Below are 16,142 nucleotides of genomic sequence, written 5' to 3'. Positions count from 1 at the left end.
GCGTGCCGATCAGTGGTCGGACACGGGCGACTCTGCACTCCCCCGCTCAGGCATGTACATGACTTTGCCTAGTCGTCATGTGCTACTTGTCGGTTGACTCCTGGGAGCCGGCGCCGGACGCCTCGCCGGCGGCCTCGGCCGCACGGCCGCTCTCCTCGGCGACGGCCTCGGTGCCGCCCGAGCCCTCGGCGGGGGCGTCGGCCGCGGTGCCGGTGGCGGTGGACGCGGTGGGCTCCTCGGCGGGGGCGTCGGCCTTCCCGGCCGAGACCTTCGCACCGGGACCGGTCTTCACACCGGAAGCCGCCGCCTCGGAGACCGCCTCGTCCTTGGCGGCCTCTTCGTCAGAAGCCTCGTCCTCGGAGACCGCCTCGCCCGTGGAAGCCTCTTCCCCGGAAGCCGCCGCCTTGGAAGCCGCCTTCTTGGAAGCCGCCTTGCCAGGAGCCGCCTTCTTGGAAACCGCCGCCTCAGAAGCCGCCTTCTCCTCGGACGCCGCCTCCTTGGAAGCCTCGCCCTCAGAGGCCGCCTTCTCCTCGGACGCCTCGTCCGCAGAAGCCGCCTCGCCAGGAGCCGCCTCCGTGGAAGCCGCCGCCTCAGAGGCCGCCTTCTCGGACGCCGCCTCCTTGGAAGCCCCGCCCTCAGAGGACGCCTTCTCCTCGGAGGCCTCGTCCGCAGAAGCCGCCTTGCCAGGAGCCGCCTCCGTGGAAGCCGCCGCCTCGGAGGTCGCCTTCTCCTCGGACGCCGCCTCGGCGGAAGCCACCTTCTCGGAAGCCGCCGGCTTCTCGGAGACCGCCGCCGCTTCAGCCGCGGCCGTCTCCTTCTCCGGCGCCGGTTCCTCGCCGGCCGGAGCCTCGGAGAGCACCGCGTCCGGTACCAGCTCCGACGCCTCCTTCGCCGCCGTCAGCAGGACCGTGTCCTGTGGGGCCTGGTCGGCGAAGTTCTCGGGGTGGTGGCAGGCGACCCGCTGGCCCGGCCGCAGCTCCACGAGCTGGGGCTCGGTGGTCTTGCAGATCTGCGTCGCCTTCCAGCACCGGGTGTGGAAGCGGCAGCCGGAGGGCGGGGCGATGGGCGAGGGCACATCGCCGCGCAGCAGGATGCGCTCGCTCTTCTGGCCCCGGCGCTTCGGGTCCGGCACCGGCACGGCCGACATCAGCGCCTTGGTGTACGGGTGCATCGGCGACTCGTACAGCGAGCTGCGGTCGGCGAGTTCCACGATCTTGCCGAGGTACATCACCGCGATGCGGTCCGAGACGTGCCGGACGACCGAGAGGTCGTGCGCGATGATCACGTAGGTGAGGCCCAGCTCCTGCTGGAGGTCGTCCATCAGGTTGACGACCTGCGCCTGGATCGACACGTCCAGCGCGGAGACCGGCTCGTCCGCCACGACCAGCTTCGGCTTCAGGGCGAGCGCGCGGGCGATGCCGATGCGCTGGCGCTGACCGCCGGAGAACTCGTGCGGGTAGCGGTTGTAGTGCTCGGGGCTGAGGCCGACCAGGTCGAGGAGCCGCTGGACCTCCTTCTTCACCCCACCCTCGGGCTCGACGCCCTGGAGCCGGAAGGGCGCCGAGACGATCGAGCCGATGGTGTGCCGGGGGTTCAGGGAGCCGTACGGGTCCTGGAAGATCATCTGGATGTCGCGGCGCAGCGGACGCATCTCGCCGGTGCTCAGCCGCGTGATGTCCCGGCCCTCGAAGGTGATCTTCCCGCCGGTCGGGTCCTGGAGGCGGGTGATGACCCGGCCCATGGTCGACTTGCCGCAGCCCGACTCGCCGACCACGCCCAGGGTCTCGCCCTTGCGCACCTCGAAGTCGATGCCGTCGACCGCCTTCACGGCGCCGGCCTGCCGCTGCAGGAGGCCCTTCTTGATCGGGAAGTGCTTGGTCAGCCCCTCGACCTTGAGCAGCACGTCCCGCTCCTCGGGAGCCGACGCCTGCTTCGGGACCTCGGCCTCGGCGACGGTGTCCGTCTTCTTGGTCTCACTCACAGCTTGGGCGCAATCTCTTCGGTCCAGATCCGCTGGCGGTCCTCGGCCGAGAGGTGGCAGGCGGACCAGTGCCCGGTGCTCACCTGCTCCAGCTCGGGGCGCACCGTGCGGGTGACGTTCCCCTTGGGGATGTCCGCGTACGGGCAGCGGGGGTGGAAGGCGCAGCCCGAGGGGACGTTGATGAGGCTCGGCGGGGAGCCCTTGACCGGGATGAGCCGTTCGGAGGTCTCGCGGTCGATGCGGGGCATCGAGCCGAGCAGGCCCCAGGTGTAGGGGTGCTGCGGCTGTTCGAAGACCTCGCCGGCCGGACCGCGCTCCACGCACCGGCCGCCGTACATCACGAGGACGTCGTCGGCGATCTCGGCGACCACACCGAGGTCGTGAGTGATCATGATGACCGCGGAGCCGAACTCCTTCTGCAGGTCACGGATCAGGTCGAGGATCTGCGCCTGGACGGTCACGTCGAGGGCGGTGGTCGGCTCGTCCGCGATGAGCAGCTCGGGGTTGTTCACCAGCGCCATGGCGATCATGGCGCGCTGGCGCATACCGCCGGAGAACTCGTGCGGGTAGCCGTCGACGCGCTTGGCGGGCTCGGGGATGCCGACGCGGTCGAGCATCTCGACGGCCCGGGCGCGGGCGACCTTCTTGCTGACGTCGTGGTGCACCCGGTACGCCTCGACGATCTGGTCGCCGACCTTGTAGTAGGGGTGCATCGCGGACAGCGGGTCCTGGAAGATCATCGCCATCTCGCGGCCGCGGAGCTTGCGCACCTCGTCCGGGGCGGCGGAGACCAGTTCCTTGCCGTCCAGCCAGATCTCGCCGGACATCTGCACGTTCTTGCCGCGGGTGCCGAGCCGGTGCAGGCCCATGATGGCCTGCGAGGTGACGGACTTGCCGGAGCCGGACTCGCCGACGATGGCGAGGGTCTTGCCCTTCTCCAGCGAGAAGCTGAGCCCGTCGACGGACTTCACCAGGCCGTCGTCGGTCGGGAAGTGCACCTTGAGGTCGCGGACCTCCAGGAAGGCATCGGGCACCTTGCCGGAGTCGGTGGGCTCGCCCACCGCGGCGCCGGTCTTGGAGAGTTCGGTCACGAGAGCCTCACCCGCGGGTCGGCGGCGGCGTAGAGCACGTCCACCACAAGGTTTGCGATCACGACGAAGAAGGCGGCGAGCAGGGTCACGCCGAGGATCTTGGGCAGGTCGTTGTCGGTGATGCCCTGGACCGCGTACTGACCGACACCGCCCAGCGAGAAGACGCTCTCGGTGATCACGGCACCGCCGAGCAGCAGACCGAGGTCCATGCCGAACACGGTGATGATCGGGGTGAGGGCCGCGCGCAGTCCGTGCCGGACCACGACGTTGCGCTCGCGCAGGCCCTTGGCGCGGGCCGTGCGGATGAAGTCCTCGTTCATCGTCTCCAGCATGCCCGAGCGGGTGAGCCGCGCGTAGATGGCGGAGTACAGCAGCGCCAGCGAACACCAGGCGGGGAACAGGGTGTTGGCCCACTGCTCGGGGTTCTCGGTGAACGGGACGTAGTCACGTCCGAAGATCGGCCAGTTGAAGACGAAGAGCAGGATCGCCAGGTTCCCCGTGAAGAACATGGGCAGTGAGACACCGGCGAGCGCGATGCCCATGAAGGTGCGGTCGAAGAACGAGCGTGGCTTCAGTGCGGAGATGACACCGATGACCACACCCGAGACGAGCCACAGCACGGCGGCGCCCGCGGCCAGCGACAGGGTGATCGGAATGCGCTGGGTGAGCTGCGGCCAGACCGCGACGTGGTCCTTGAAGGAGTAGCCGAAGCAGGGTACGTCGCAGTGCACCGTGGTGGGCCCGAGGTTGTAGTCGGCGCCGGCCACGATCCCCTTGATGAAGTGCCAGTACTGGACGTAGACGGGCTGGTCCAGACCGAGGTTGTGCTTGACCGCGGCGATGTCCGCCTTCGACGGGCTCTTGCCGATGTACTGCTGCGCCAGCTGATCCGCTGTCTGGCCGGCGAGCCGTGGCAGCAGGAAGAAGATGGCAAAGGTGACCGCGGAGACGACCAGCAGCAGGATCACTGCCGCGAACGTCCGGCGGAGGATGTACGAGATCACGGGGATCGGCGCTGGTGCCCGCGGGCCGCGAAGCCCGCGGGCACCAATGCCTTCACCTGCCTTCCGGGGCTGCTACTTCGACGCGACGCCGATGTTGAGGTAGTCGTACTGACCGCTGAAGGCCGCCGTGGAAACCAGGTTGGTGTAGTTCTGCGGGCGGGCCAGCAGGACCTTGAAGTAGGTCAGCGGGACGAGCACGGCGTCGTCCATGGCCTTCTTGTCGATCTGCGTGTAGAGGCTGTTGCGCTCGTTGGTGTCCTGAGTGCCGATCGCCTTCGACAGCTGGGCGTTGACGTCCTTGTTGTCGTACTGCGACAGGTTGGTGTTACCGGACTGGCTGATCGCCTTGCCGTTCAGGATCTGCTGCAGGAAGCCGTAGCCGGAGGGCCAGTCGGCACCCCACTGCATCATCTCCAGGCCGATGTTCTGCTTCTTGGTGAACTTCGGCACGCCCGCGTAGTCGGTGAAGTACTTACCGGACGGGTACTGCTTGAGGGTGGCGTTGATGCCGACCTTCTTCAGCGAGTTGATGATCGCCGTGGCGGCGTCGATCTCCTGCGGACGGTCCGAACGGGCCGAGATGTTCGTCGAGATCGAGGACTTGCCGCAGGCCTTCAGCTGCTGCTTGGCCTTGGCCGCGTCACCCTTGCTGTCCGTGGTGGCGTAGACGTCGGCCTTGGCGTAGCCCGGGATGTCCGGCGGGAGGACCGTGGAGGCGATCTCACCGCGGATCGGGCCGCCCTCGGCGGTCTGCACCGAGACCTTGTCGATGGCGTACTGGACGGCCTTGCGGCACTCGACCTTGTCGAACGGCGCGACCTTGGTGTTGATCGCCATGTAGACCAGACGGCCACCGTAGGTGTTGTCCGTGTTGGCCTTCTTCGACGGGTCGGTGATGACCTGGGCCTGCGTCGCGGCCTGGACACCCGTGCCGCCGAGGTCGATCGCGTTGCCCGCGAGGACGTCCTTGTCGATCGTCTCCGGGTTGACCTTCAGCTTGACGACGATCTTGTCCGGCAGCTGCTTGCGCAGCGGGTCCGTCTTCGCGTCCCAGTTCTCGTTGCGGACGAGAACGGCCTGCTGGCCCTCCGCGTAGCTCTGGAACTTGTACGAGCCCGAGGAGACGATGTGCTTGACGTAGTCGACACCCGTGTCCTTCGCCTTGGGCACCGGGGCCGTCTGCGGGGCGGCGACCAGGTAGTCGAACTCCTGGAAGGCCTGCTTCAGGTGGAAGACGATCGTGGTGTCGTCCGGCGTCTGGATGGAGGACAGGCCCTTGTCGCTCTTGTCCTTGTACGGGCCCTTGTACTTGTCGCCGCCGGCCAGGAACTGCTGGAAGTAGTTCGGGCCGAGGGAGAGCACGTCACGCGCGAAGTTCGAGCGCTCGACGGCGTACTTGACGTCCTTCGAGGTGATCGGCGAGCCGTCCTCGTACTTCAGGCCCGAACGCAGCTTGTACGTCCAGGTCTTGCCGCCGTCACTCGGGACGCCCTTGCTCGCGGCGAGGTCCGGGACGAGGGCGTTGCCCTCCTGGCCGGCGCCCGGCTTGAAGGTCATCAGCGGGCGGGCCCACAGCCGGCTGAGGTTGTACATGTACGCGTAGTACGTGTTGCCCGGGTCGAACGAGTCCGGGACGTCGGACAGCTCGTAGGTGAGCGTGCCGCCCTTCTTGTCCGACGCGTTGACGACGCCCTTGGTCGCGGCGTTGGCCCCGGCCGACTTGGTGCCGTTCTCGTTCTTGTTGTCATCGGCCTTGCTGCAGCCTGCAAGAAGCAGGCTGGCGGAGCCGATGGCCGCGATCGCGGCCAGCGCTGACCTTCGCATGATGGGCGCTTTCCCCTCCATTGATCGGAAAAATTTTCGGGCTCTCCGCGGCAGGCTTCAGCGGCTGCGCGGGTCGAGAGCGTCGCGGAGACCGTCACCCAGCAGGTTGAACGCCAGGACGGTGATGAAGATGGCGAGACCAGGAACGATCATGAACATCGGGTCGACCTGGTAGAAGTTGACCGCCTCGCGGAGCATGCCGCCCCAGGAAGCCTGCGGGGGCTGGATGCCGACGCCGAGGAAGCTCAGGGACGCCTCGAAGAGGATGTTGGTCGGGATGAGCAGCGTCGAGTAGACGATGATCGGGCCGACCAGGTTGGGCATCAGCTCCCGGAACAGGATGTACGGGGCCTTGGCGCCCATGCCCCGGGAGGCGTCGACGAACTCGCGCTCGCGCAGGGCGAGGGTCTGGCCCCGGACGATCCGGCCCAGGTAGGGCCAGTTGAAGAAGCCGATGACGAAGATCAGCACGCTCAGGTGGAGCGGCAGACCGTCCAGGCCGAACGCGCCGCCCTGGAGGGTGGCGGAGATGGAGATGGCGAACAGCAGGAGGGGGAAGGCGAGGAACGTGTCCATCAGCCGGCTGATGATCGAGTCCACCCGTCCGCCGTAGTAGCCCGCGATGACGCCCATGACGGCGCCGATCACGTTGGACAGGATCGTGGCGCCGAAGGCGACCACCAGCGACACCCAGGAGCCCTCCAGGATGCGGGTGGCGATGTCCCGGCCGAACTTCGGGTCCACACCGAGCGGGTGATCCGCGCTCATGCCGCCGAAACTGCCCTTGGGCAGCGAGGTGTCCGGACTGATCAGGTCCTGGTTGAAGGCGTTGGGGTCGAGCCCGAAAGCGGCCTGGATGGGGCGCGAGAGGATCGCGACGAGGATCAGCAGGACGACGATGACGCCGCCCGCGACGGCGACCTTGTCCTTCTTGAACCGGGTCCAGGCGATCTGGCCCAGGGAACGACCCTCGATCTGCCCCTTACCGGCACCCTCCAGCACAGCCTCCGGCTGTGCCTCGGCTGCCGCCCCGGTGGTCTCGATCGGTGCGGTCACGGTGAGCGACCCCTCTCGCCGGTGGTGACCGGCCTGCGCTGCCGCGGATTGCGGCTTTGTCGACTTGCCATCGAGCATGAGGTCTCGACCTCATGTCTGAGTCGGGAGTCTTCAGCGTCTTTGCGATCACCCGCCAGAGCTGACGGCGAATGTATGCGCAACCGTGATGCAGTCCAGGGGATTCCGTTATCCGATCAGTGGGTAACGGGCATCGGACGTGGGTCAGTTGGGACAGAACGGCGAATCTACGCGGTTCGGGGCGATCGGGCGATGTCTACGCGCGAAGAAGTGTGTCGCCCGTGTGAAATCTGCGACCCGGACTCAGAACGCCCGCTGCGCCGACCGGTTGTCAGTAACCGCCGTGCACGGGCGGGTAGCCGTACCCGCCGGCCGGGGCCTGCGGCGGGACCGGTGCCTGAAGCTGCGGCTGCGGCGCGGGGGCGTGTGCCTCGCGGTCGTAGAACGGGCGCGCGTTGGCCCGCATCCACATCACCACCGGGTCGTAGCCGTCGGTCATCGCGACCGTCGAGACCGGCAGCCCCTCCGGGACCGCTCCGATGGACTGCTGCATCATCGCGCGCACCGAGTCGACCGCGGCCGGCGACGTCTCGTACACGTCCAGGCCGATGGCCAGATACGGCGCCCCGAGCGCGGGCTGGACCCAGGCGCGGCGCAGGGAGCGCAGCGCGGGGGTGCGGTGCGCGTTCTGCGCGAGCAGGGCGTAGAACTGCGGGATCTCGATGCCGGGCTCCGACAGGCGGAGCGGGCCGGCGGGCTGGCGGTCCAGGCCCGTGGCGATGCGGCGCAGATCCAGCCAGGGGATGCCGACACCGCCGCCCGGGGAGTGCGGATTGAGCCAGAGGCCGTAGTGGTCGGGGTAGAGGGTGCGCGCCACGTCCAGGCCGTCGACCACTTCGTACGAACGGTTCCAGCCGCTGGCCGACAACTCCTGGGCGGAGGTGACGCAGGGGGCGTAGTGGCAGCCGTCCACCTCCAGGTCCCCGTACTGGGCGTCCGGGGAGCCGGCCTGGCCGTGCCACAGGAGCATCCAGATCTGGCCGGAGGAGGGGGTGGCGAGGGCGCGGAGCAGGGCCTCGTAGGCGTCGTAGCGTCCCGGGGTGACCTGGCGCAGCATGTGCTCGACGCTGCCGCTGTGGCTCGCGCTCACCTGTTGTACCGGCCCTTCTACTCCGTGCCCCGCGTTTGGAGACAGCTTAAGCGCCCAGCGGCTCGGGGCCTCGGGTTCGTACGCGGGTGCGGGTCGTCCGTGGCCGGCCGCGCCCCACGGCGGGACCGCACACCGGATGCGGCCCCGCGCTCTTCCGGCGCGGTCAGTGGCCGTACTGGTAGAAGGGCCGGACGTTCGTCTTCAGCCAGTCGGAGACCGGGTCCTCGGCCACGTCCATGAGGATCAGGTTGACCGGCCACTTGACCGGGACTGTGCCGAGGGCCCGGCCGAGGGCGTCCAGCGGCAGGTTCCGGACGTCCCCCTCCCACTGGGAGAGCTCCACGCCCACGAACATCACCGGGTCGGCCGTCTCGATGACGGCCAGGCAGCGGCGGGCGGTGAGCACCACGCCGGTCCCCGCGAACTCGGCGGAGGCCGCGGCGAGGAAGTCGACCGGGTCGTCCTGCCAGTCGGGTTCGAAGAGGCGGACCCGGCCACCGGTGCCGGGCCCGTCGAGCGGGGTGCGGCCGGCGCGGCACAGCTCGGCCACGGCGTCGGGCGGCAGCGGGATGCCGACCACACCGCCCGGGTTCACCGCGATGCCCGCCTGTGGCGGCAGGCCGCGCGCGAACTCCACGGCGGGGGCGATGGTGTACGACATGTGGGAACCGGTCGCCTGGCGCAGCTGCTCCTCGGAGCTGAACACCGGGACATACACCTGGCCGTCGATCTCCATCGTCGGCAGGTCCAGCGGGCCGCTGTGCGGGCCCCCGCCGTTGGGCAGCGGTATCCACAGGAAGCTGCGCCCGAGGACCTCGATGATCCGGCCGCCCGCCGAGGGGATGCCGAGGGAGGCCGACAGCACCTCCTCCAGCTCGTTGCCGGGCCAACCGCCGTGCGGGTGGGGGTGCGCCTGTGCCGGGAAGTCCGCGGGAACGTCCGCCGGGAAGTCCATGTGCCTACCGCCTGCTGGGAACCACTGCTGGGAGCAAGAAGGCTAGCGGGTGGCTGTGACAGTGCCTCACCCCGCGAAGCCGACCCGGCCGAGGACGTCCGCCGCGTCCCGGTCCAGCAGCACCGCCGCGCCGCAGCCGGCGGGCAGCTCCCCCTTCTCCACCGCGCGCAGCAGCCGGCCGGTCGTACGGCGGTGGCGGCGGAAGGCGTAGCGGGAGACGCCCCGGCCGCGCTCGCGCTGGCCCGCCCGGGCGGTCTCGGGGCTGACGTCGAGGAGGAGCAGGTGCAGGGTGGCGCCGCGGCGCCGGGCCTCGCGGGCCAGCCAGGCGCGCACCCAGCGCTGGGTGCCGCAGTCGTGCACGACGACGCCCTCGCCGGTGCGCAGGGCCCTGCGCAGGGCGGCGTAGTGGGCGAGGCGGACCAGGGGGCGGTAGAGCGCGTAGGGGACGGAGCGGGGGACGCGGGCGTCCCAGCGGTCGCGGGTGTCCTGGGAGTCGACGCGATGGCCGGTGACCGCGCGGTGCATCAGGGTGGACTTGCCGCTGCCGGGCAGGCCGGTGATCACCACCAGGTCGCGGGGGCCGAAGAGCAGGGCGTGCGGGCTGCGGCCCGCGCGGTCGCGCAGGTCGCGGACGACCGGGGCGGGGCGGTCCGCGCGGCGCGCGCGGGCCGCGGAGGGCTGTCCCGGCACCGCGATGCCGGAGTCGGTGGCGTAGGCCGATGTCCTGTTCACCGTGATCGTCCTCCCCAGGGGGCTCGGTCATCCCCATGCCCGTTCTGTGTAAAGAGAAGGTAATGGGCAACGGTAGGCGGTTCGTGTGCGTTCTGCCACAGGCCGGTCACAAGGAGCGCGCTCTGGATGGGCGGGGAGCGGCGTGCAATGATGTGCCCGCCAACTGCATACCGGCCGCTTGAATCCGCGCGGGAGAGTTCCCAGCCCCGGGCTGGGACGCCGAAGGAGCAAGTCCCTCCCTTGAATCTCTCAGGCCCCGTTACCGCGCGGGCGAGGCACATCTGAAAAGCGGGCCGCTGTGTCAGTGGCTCCACCCACGGTGCAAGCCGTGATCGTCCCGGTGGCGGTCGCGGCGAACCTCTCAGGTTCCGATGACAGATGGGGAGGAACGTTCCTCGCCTGTCCGCTCGCCTTGGGAGACGACCGTCCGATGAGCAGCACTGAACTCCGCCACACCGCGCTCGATGCCGTGCACCGCGCGCTCGGTGCGACGATGACCGACTTCGCCGGCTGGGACATGCCCCTGCGCTACGGCTCCGAGCGCGACGAGCACCTCGCCGTGCGGACCAGGGCCGGTCTCTTCGACCTCTCCCACATGGGCGAGATCACCGTCACCGGCGACCAGGCCGCCGCGTTCCTGAACCACGCGCTGGTCGGCAACATCGCCTCCGTCGGCGTCGGCCGCGCCCGCTACACGATGATCTGCCGGGCCGACGGCGGCATCCTGGACGACCTGATCGTCTACCGGCTCGCCGAGACCGAGTACATGGTCGTGGCCAACGCCTCCAACGCCCAGGTCGTGCTGGACGCGCTGACCGAGCGCGCCGAGGGCTTCGACGCCGAGGTCCGCGACGACCGGGACGCCTACGCGCTGATCGCCGTGCAGGGCCCGGAGTCCCCCGGCATCCTGAAGTCCCTCACCGACGCCGACCTCGACGGCCTGAAGTACTACGCCGGCCTGCCGGGCACGGTCGCCGGCGTCCCGGCGCTGATCGCCCGCACGGGTTACACCGGCGAGGACGGCTTCGAGCTGTTCGTCGCGCCGGAGCACGCCGTCGAGCTGTGGCAGGCGCTGACCAAGGCCGGCGAGGGCGCGGGCCTGGTCCCGTGCGGGCTGTCCTGCCGGGACACGCTGCGCCTGGAGGCGGGCATGCCGCTGTACGGGCACGAGCTGACGACCTCCCTCACCCCCTTCGACGCCGGGCTCGGCCGGGTGGTCAAGTTCGAGAAGGAGGGCGACTTCGTCGGGCGTGAGGCGCTCGCCGAGGCCGCCGCCCGGGCCCAGGAGAACCCGCCGCGGGTCCTGGTCGGCCTGGTCGCCGAGGGCCGCCGGGTGCCGCGCGCCGGGTACGCCGTCGTCGCCGGCGGCGAGGTGATCGGCGAGGTCACCTCCGGCGCCCCCTCCCCCACCCTGGGCAAGCCGATCGCCATGGCCTACGTCGACGCGGCGTACGCGGCGCCGGGCACCGAGGGCGTCGGCGTGGACATCCGGGGCACCCACGAGCCGTACCAGGTCGTGGCGCTGCCGTTCTACAAGCGCCAGAAGTAGACACTGGGCGCGGTCGCGCCCGCCGGGGACCCCGGTCCCGTGGCCGGGGCGTGACGCTGCGCACATTCGCCCGCTCACCAGCGGTTTCCGCAGTCCCCCGTCATCAGCACCCTCGCGTGTACAGGAGAATTCAGGCCATGAGCAACCCCCAGCAGCTGCGCTACAGCAAGGAGCACGAGTGGCTGTCGGCCGCCGAGGACGGCGTCGCGACGGTCGGTATCACGGAGCACGCGGCCAACGCGCTCGGTGACGTCGTCTTCGTCCAGCTCCCCGAGGCCGGCTCCACGGTGTCCGCGGGCGAGACCTGCGGCGAGCTGGAGTCGACGAAGTCGGTGTCCGACCTGTACTCGCCGGTCACCGGTGAGGTCACCGAGGTCAACGAGGACGTCGTCAACGACCCGTCGCTGGTGAACTCCGCCCCCTTCGAGGGTGGCTGGCTGTTCAAGGTACGCGTCGCGGAGGAGCCGGCCGACCTGCTCTCCGCGGACGAGTACACCGCCTTTTCCGCCGGCTGAGGAGTCGTAGCCGTATGACTGTCCTGAACACGCCCCTGCACGAGCTGGACCCGGAGATCGCCGCCGCGGTCGACGCCGAGCTGCACCGCCAGCAGTCGACCCTGGAGATGATCGCCTCCGAGAACTTCGCGCCGCTCGCGGTGATGGAGGCGCAGGGCTCGGTCCTGACGAACAAGTACGCCGAGGGCTACCCGGGCCGCCGCTACTACGGCGGCTGCGAGCACGTCGACGTCGCCGAGCAGATCGCCATCGACCGGGTCAAGGAGCTGTTCGGCGCGGAGTACGCCAACGTGCAGCCCCACTCCGGCGCCTCCGCGAACCAGGCGGCCCTCTTCGCGCTGGCCCAGCCCGGGGACACCATCCTCGGCCTGGACCTGGCGCACGGCGGCCACCTGACCCACGGGATGCGGCTGAACTTCTCCGGCAAGCAGTTCGACGTGGTCGCCTACCACGTGGACGCCGAGACCGGCCTGGTCGACATGGCCGAGGTCGAGCGGCTCGCCAAGGAGCACCGCCCCAAGGTGATCATCGCGGGCTGGTCGGCGTACCCGCGGCAGCTGGACTTCGCCGGGTTCCGCCGGATCGCCGACGAGGCCGGCGCCTACCTGTGGGTCGACATGGCGCACTTCGCGGGCCTGGTCGCGGCCGGTCTGCACGAGAACCCGGTGCCGTACGCCGACGTGGTCACCTCCACCACCCACAAGACGCTGGGCGGCCCCCGCGGCGGCATCATCCTCGCCAGGAAGGACTTCGCGAAGAAGCTGAACTCGTCCGTCTTCCCGGGCTTCCAGGGCGGTCCCCTGGAGCACGTGATCGCGGCCAAGGCGGTGTCCTTCAAGGTCGCGGCCTCGGAGGACTTCAAGGAGCGCCAGCGTCGTACGGTGGAGGGTGCCCGCATCCTCGCCGAGCGCCTGACGGCCCCGGACGCCCGCGAGGCCGGCGTGAACGTGCTGTCCGGCGGCACGGACGTGCACCTGATCCTGGTGGACCTGCGCGCGTCCGAGCTGGACGGGCAGCAGGCCGAGGACCGGCTCCACGAGGTCGGCATCACGGTCAACCGCAACGCCGTCCCGAACGACCCGCGGCCCCCGATGGTCACCTCGGGTCTGCGGATCGGCACGCCGGCCCTGGCGACCCGCGGCTTCACGGCCGAGGACTTCGCCGAGGTCGCGGACGTGATCGCGCAGGCGCTGAAGCCGTCCTACGACGCCGAGGCCCTGAAGGCGCGCGTGAAGGCGCTCGCCGGCAAGCACCCGCTGTACCCGGGCCTGAACAAGTAAGTCCCCGGTGGGGCACCCGCCGAGGGTGCCCCGCCACCCCCCTGCTGTCTTGAGGAGTGACCGTGGCCATCTCGGTCTTCGACCTGTTCTCGATCGGCATCGGTCCGTCCAGCTCCCACACGGTCGGCCCGATGCGCGCGGCGCGGATGTTCGCCCGCCGCCTGCGCAACGAAGGCCTCCTGGAGCAGGCCGCCGCCGTCCGCACGGAGCTGTACGGCTCCCTGGGCGCGACCGGGCACGGCCACGGCACCCCCAAGGCCGTCCTGCTCGGCCTGACCGGCGACTCACCGCGCACGGTGAACGTGGAGACGGCCGACGCGCGCGTGGAAGCGATCAAGCAGCAGGGACGGATCCGGCTCCTGGACGAGCACGAGATCGCCTTCGACTTCGACCGGGACCTGGTGCTGCACCGCCGCAAGGCGCTGCCGTACCACGCCAACGGCATGACGCTGTGGGCCTACGACGCCGACGGCGAGGAGCTGCTCACCAAGACGTACTACTCGGTGGGCGGCGGCTTCGTCGTCGACGAGGACGCGGTGGGCGCGGACCGGATCAAGCTGGACGACACGGTCCTGAAGTACCCGTTCCGCACGGGCGACGAGCTGCTGCGCCTGACGAAGGAGACGGGCCTGTCGATCTCCTCGCTGATGCTGGAGAACGAGCGGGCCTGGCGCACGGAGGAGGAGATCCGCGCGGGCCTGCTGGAGATCTGGCGGGTGATGCGCGAGTGCGTGCAGCGGGGCATGTCCCGCGAGGGCATCCTGCCGGGCGGTCTGAAGGTACGCCGCCGCGCGGCCGTCTCGGCCCGCCAGCTGCGCGCCGAGGGCGACCCGCTGGCGCACGCCATGGAGTGGATCACGCTCTACGCGATGGCGGTGAACGAGGAGAACGCGGCGGGCGGCCGTGTGGTGACCGCGCCCACGAACGGCGCGGCCGGCATCATCCCGGCGGTCCTGCACTACTACATCAACTTCGTGCCCGGCGCGGACGAGGACGGCGTGGTCCGCTTCCTGCTGGCCGCGGGCGCGATCGGCATGCTCTTCAAGGAGAACGCCTCCATCTCCGGCGCCGAGGTCGGCTGCCAGGGCGAGGTGGGCTCCGCCTGCTCCATGGCGGCGGGCGCCCTCGCCGAGGTGCTCGGCGGCTCCCCCGAGCAGGTGGAGAACGCGGCCGAGATCGGCATGGAGCACAACCTCGGCCTGACCTGCGACCCGGTCGGCGGTCTGGTCCAGATCCCGTGCATCGAGCGCAACGGCATGGCCGCGGTGAAGGCGGTCACGGCCGCGAAGATGGCGATGCGCGGCGACGGCTCCCACAAGGTGTCCCTGGACAAGGTCATCAAGACGATGAAGGACACCGGCGCGGACATGAGCGTGAAGTACAAGGAGACGGCGCGGGGCGGGCTGGCCGTGAACATCATCGAGTGCTGACCCGGCCTCCCGGCCCCGGGCGTACGGTGTCCGGGCGTGCCCCGGCGGCCTGCCCACCGCGGGGGCCCGACGACGCCGTACGACCACCCCGGCACCGGCCGACGAAGCCGCCTCCCACCAGGCGGTGAAGCCCCTCGCCCCATGACGGACACCCGTCCGTCCCCGCCGCCCCGCCCGTCGACCGGGGCGGCACCGTCATGCCCGGCGGCGCCCACGCAACCGGCCGGCCACGCCCCACGACCACCCCGGCACCCGGCCGACAAAGCCGCCCCCCACCAAGCGGTGAAGCCCCTCGCCCCATGACGGACACCCGTCCGGCCCCGCCGCCGCGCCCATCGGCCGGGGCGGCGCCGTCACGCCCGGCCGGAGCCGGCCTGCCCGGCGGAGGGGGGCCGTGCGAGCGGCCCGGTGCCCGGGCGGCGGTGTCGCGGCTCTCCTGATGTTCTCTCAAGGGCTACCGCACAGTAACCGCTTGGCCCTACGCTGCCGCCAACTCAACGGCAGCGAAAGGGAGTTCGGTGATACGCGGGATGAGACGGCTGGCGGCGCTCGTGGGGGCCGCCGCTTCGTTGGTGGTGGTGCCGGGCAACGCGCACGCGGCGTCGCCGAAGTTCTCCGAGACGACGGCCATCGGCACGCACAACGCGTACGACAAGGCCAAGTACACCTACTTCGCCCAGGCGCTGGACTCGGGCGCCTCGCTGCTGGAACTGGACGTCTACGTCGACAGCATCAGCCACCGCTGGCGGGTCAGCCACAGCAACCCGCTGGGCAACGACAACAACTGCGAGGCGGCGAAGACCCCGGGCGAGCTGTACAGCAAGAGCCGCAACCAGGACCTCGGCAGCTGCCTGGACAACATGGCCGCCTGGAACCAGCTCCACCCCGACCATCCGCCGATCGTCGTCAAGGTCGAGATGAAGGTCGGCTTCAACGACAAGGCGGGCCTCGGACCGGACGAGTTCGACACGCTCGTCGCGCAGAAGCTGGGCAGCAGCGTCTACAAGCCGGCCGACCTGCTCGGCGGCACGTACGGCACGCTGGACGCGGCGGCGAAGGCGGACGCCTGGCCCGCCCGGGACGCCCTCAAGGGCAAGTTCGTCTTCGACCTGATCCCGGGCACGGTGGAGCAGTCCAACCCGTTCGACAGCTACTGGACGGACGAGGAGTACGGCGACCACCTGCGCGATCTGAAGGCGGGCGGGAACATCTCGGCGGCCCAGGCCTTCCCGGTCGTCCTCGGCGCGGCGAACGGCGACCCGCGCACCAGCCGCTACGACGCCTCGATCCGCCCCTGGTTCGTGTTCTTCGACGGTGACGCGGCGACGTACGTCGACAACGGCTACGACACGTCGTTCTACTCCGCGAACCACTACATCCTCATCACCACCGACGCCCACAACGTGTCGCCGGCCATCTCCTCCACCAGTCCGACGGACGCCGAAGTCGCCGCGCGCCTGGCCCTGCTGGCCAAGAACCACGCCAGTCTGATCACCTCGGACTGGTCGGCGAAGTCCGCCTCCGTCCTGAGTTCCGTGACCACCCGGAGCTGAGGTT

At 70.1% G+C, this 16,142-nt stretch carries 13 protein-coding genes and 1 riboswitch; of the genes, 5 read left to right on the top strand and 8 right to left on the bottom strand.

Annotation, left to right across the window (positions count from 1 at the left end):
• Positions 1 to 82: 82 nt before the first annotated feature.
• The 8 genes from AB0946_RS34295 to AB0946_RS34260 form a co-directional block, all read right to left on the bottom strand.
• Positions 83 to 1,981 (bottom strand): dipeptide ABC transporter ATP-binding protein, encoded by a 1,899-nt coding sequence (locus AB0946_RS34295; protein WP_366764589.1) that lies wholly within the window; start codon positions 1,979 to 1,981, stop codon positions 83 to 85.
• Complete coding sequence (locus AB0946_RS34290) at positions 1,978 to 3,072, bottom strand: ABC transporter ATP-binding protein (protein WP_366764588.1); 1,095 nt, start codon at positions 3,070 to 3,072, stop codon at positions 1,978 to 1,980. Before AB0946_RS34290 ends, AB0946_RS34295 begins: the two co-directional genes overlap by 4 nt.
• Positions 3,069 to 4,076, bottom strand: a complete 1,008-nt coding sequence (locus tag AB0946_RS34285) for an ABC transporter permease (RefSeq protein ID WP_366764587.1) — start codon at positions 4,074 to 4,076, stop codon at positions 3,069 to 3,071. The genes AB0946_RS34290 and AB0946_RS34285 overlap by 4 nt, the downstream gene beginning before the upstream one ends.
• A gap of 72 nt (positions 4,077 to 4,148) precedes the next feature.
• On the bottom strand, positions 4,149 to 5,921 hold the full coding sequence (locus AB0946_RS34280; RefSeq protein ID WP_366764586.1) for an ABC transporter substrate-binding protein: 1,773 nt from the start codon (positions 5,919 to 5,921) through the stop codon (positions 4,149 to 4,151).
• A gap of 36 nt (positions 5,922 to 5,957) precedes the next feature.
• On the bottom strand, positions 5,958 to 6,956 hold the full coding sequence (locus tag AB0946_RS34275; protein WP_366764585.1) for an ABC transporter permease: 999 nt from the start codon (positions 6,954 to 6,956) through the stop codon (positions 5,958 to 5,960).
• 349 nt (positions 6,957 to 7,305) lie between these two features.
• Positions 7,306 to 8,091 (bottom strand): enhanced serine sensitivity protein SseB C-terminal domain-containing protein, encoded by a 786-nt coding sequence (locus AB0946_RS34270; RefSeq protein WP_366764654.1) that lies wholly within the window; start codon positions 8,089 to 8,091, stop codon positions 7,306 to 7,308.
• Positions 8,092 to 8,287: 196 nt separating this feature from the next.
• Positions 8,288 to 9,079: an enhanced serine sensitivity protein SseB gene (locus tag AB0946_RS34265; RefSeq protein WP_366764584.1), complete on the bottom strand. Its 792-nt coding sequence runs from the start codon at positions 9,077 to 9,079 to the stop codon at positions 8,288 to 8,290.
• A gap of 66 nt (positions 9,080 to 9,145) precedes the next feature.
• Positions 9,146 to 9,811, bottom strand: coding sequence for an AAA family ATPase (locus tag AB0946_RS34260; RefSeq protein WP_366764583.1), 666 nt, complete (start codon positions 9,809 to 9,811; stop codon positions 9,146 to 9,148).
• 179 nt (positions 9,812 to 9,990) lie between these two features.
• Positions 9,991 to 10,086, top strand: a riboswitch (glycine riboswitch).
• A 155-nt stretch (positions 10,087 to 10,241) separates the two neighbouring features.
• On the opposite strand from AB0946_RS34260, the gene gcvT reads away from it, so the two are divergent.
• The 5 genes from gcvT (at position 10,242) to AB0946_RS34235 (ending at position 16,138) form a co-directional block, all read left to right on the top strand.
• A complete protein-coding gene (gcvT, locus tag AB0946_RS34255; RefSeq protein WP_366764582.1) occupies positions 10,242 to 11,360 on the top strand; it encodes a glycine cleavage system aminomethyltransferase GcvT in 1,119 nt (372 codons plus the stop codon).
• A 137-nt stretch (positions 11,361 to 11,497) separates the two neighbouring features.
• Positions 11,498 to 11,875 (top strand): glycine cleavage system protein GcvH, encoded by a 378-nt coding sequence (gene gcvH / locus AB0946_RS34250; protein ID WP_366764580.1) that lies wholly within the window; start codon positions 11,498 to 11,500, stop codon positions 11,873 to 11,875.
• Positions 11,876 to 11,889: 14 nt separating this feature from the next.
• Entirely contained in the window at positions 11,890 to 13,155 is a 1,266-nt protein-coding gene (glyA, locus tag AB0946_RS34245; RefSeq protein WP_366764579.1) for a serine hydroxymethyltransferase, read from the top strand.
• Between the two features lie 62 nt (positions 13,156 to 13,217).
• Positions 13,218 to 14,585, top strand: a complete 1,368-nt coding sequence (locus tag AB0946_RS34240) for an L-serine ammonia-lyase (RefSeq protein WP_366764578.1) — start codon at positions 13,218 to 13,220, stop codon at positions 14,583 to 14,585.
• 530 nt (positions 14,586 to 15,115) lie between these two features.
• Entirely contained in the window at positions 15,116 to 16,138 is a 1,023-nt protein-coding gene (locus AB0946_RS34235; protein ID WP_366764576.1) for a phosphatidylinositol-specific phospholipase C domain-containing protein, read from the top strand.
• The last annotated feature ends 4 nt before the right edge of the window (positions 16,139 to 16,142 follow it).

The organism is Streptomyces sp. NPDC046870 (genome assembly GCF_040704595.1).
In the GTDB taxonomy this organism is placed as follows: Bacteria; Actinomycetota; Actinomycetes; order Streptomycetales; family Streptomycetaceae; genus Streptomyces; species Streptomyces argyrophylli.
This window is presented reverse-complemented; position numbering and strand designations above follow the sequence as displayed.

Coding starts and splice junctions, on each gene's coding strand:
- AB0946_RS34270 (WP_366764654.1), bottom strand. CDS start 8,091: ATGCTGCGCCAGGTCACCCCGGGACGCTACGACGCCTACGAGGCCCTG.
- gcvT (WP_366764582.1), top strand. CDS start 10,242: ATGAGCAGCACTGAACTCCGCCACACCGCGCTCGATGCCGTGCACCGC.
- gcvH (WP_366764580.1), top strand. CDS start 11,498: ATGAGCAACCCCCAGCAGCTGCGCTACAGCAAGGAGCACGAGTGGCTG.
- AB0946_RS34235 (WP_366764576.1), top strand. CDS start 15,116: ATGAGACGGCTGGCGGCGCTCGTGGGGGCCGCCGCTTCGTTGGTGGTG.
- AB0946_RS34280 (WP_366764586.1), bottom strand. CDS start 5,921: ATGGAGGGGAAAGCGCCCATCATGCGAAGGTCAGCGCTGGCCGCGATC.
- AB0946_RS34265 (WP_366764584.1), bottom strand. CDS start 9,079: ATGGACTTCCCGGCGGACGTTCCCGCGGACTTCCCGGCACAGGCGCAC.
- glyA (WP_366764579.1), top strand. CDS start 11,890: ATGACTGTCCTGAACACGCCCCTGCACGAGCTGGACCCGGAGATCGCC.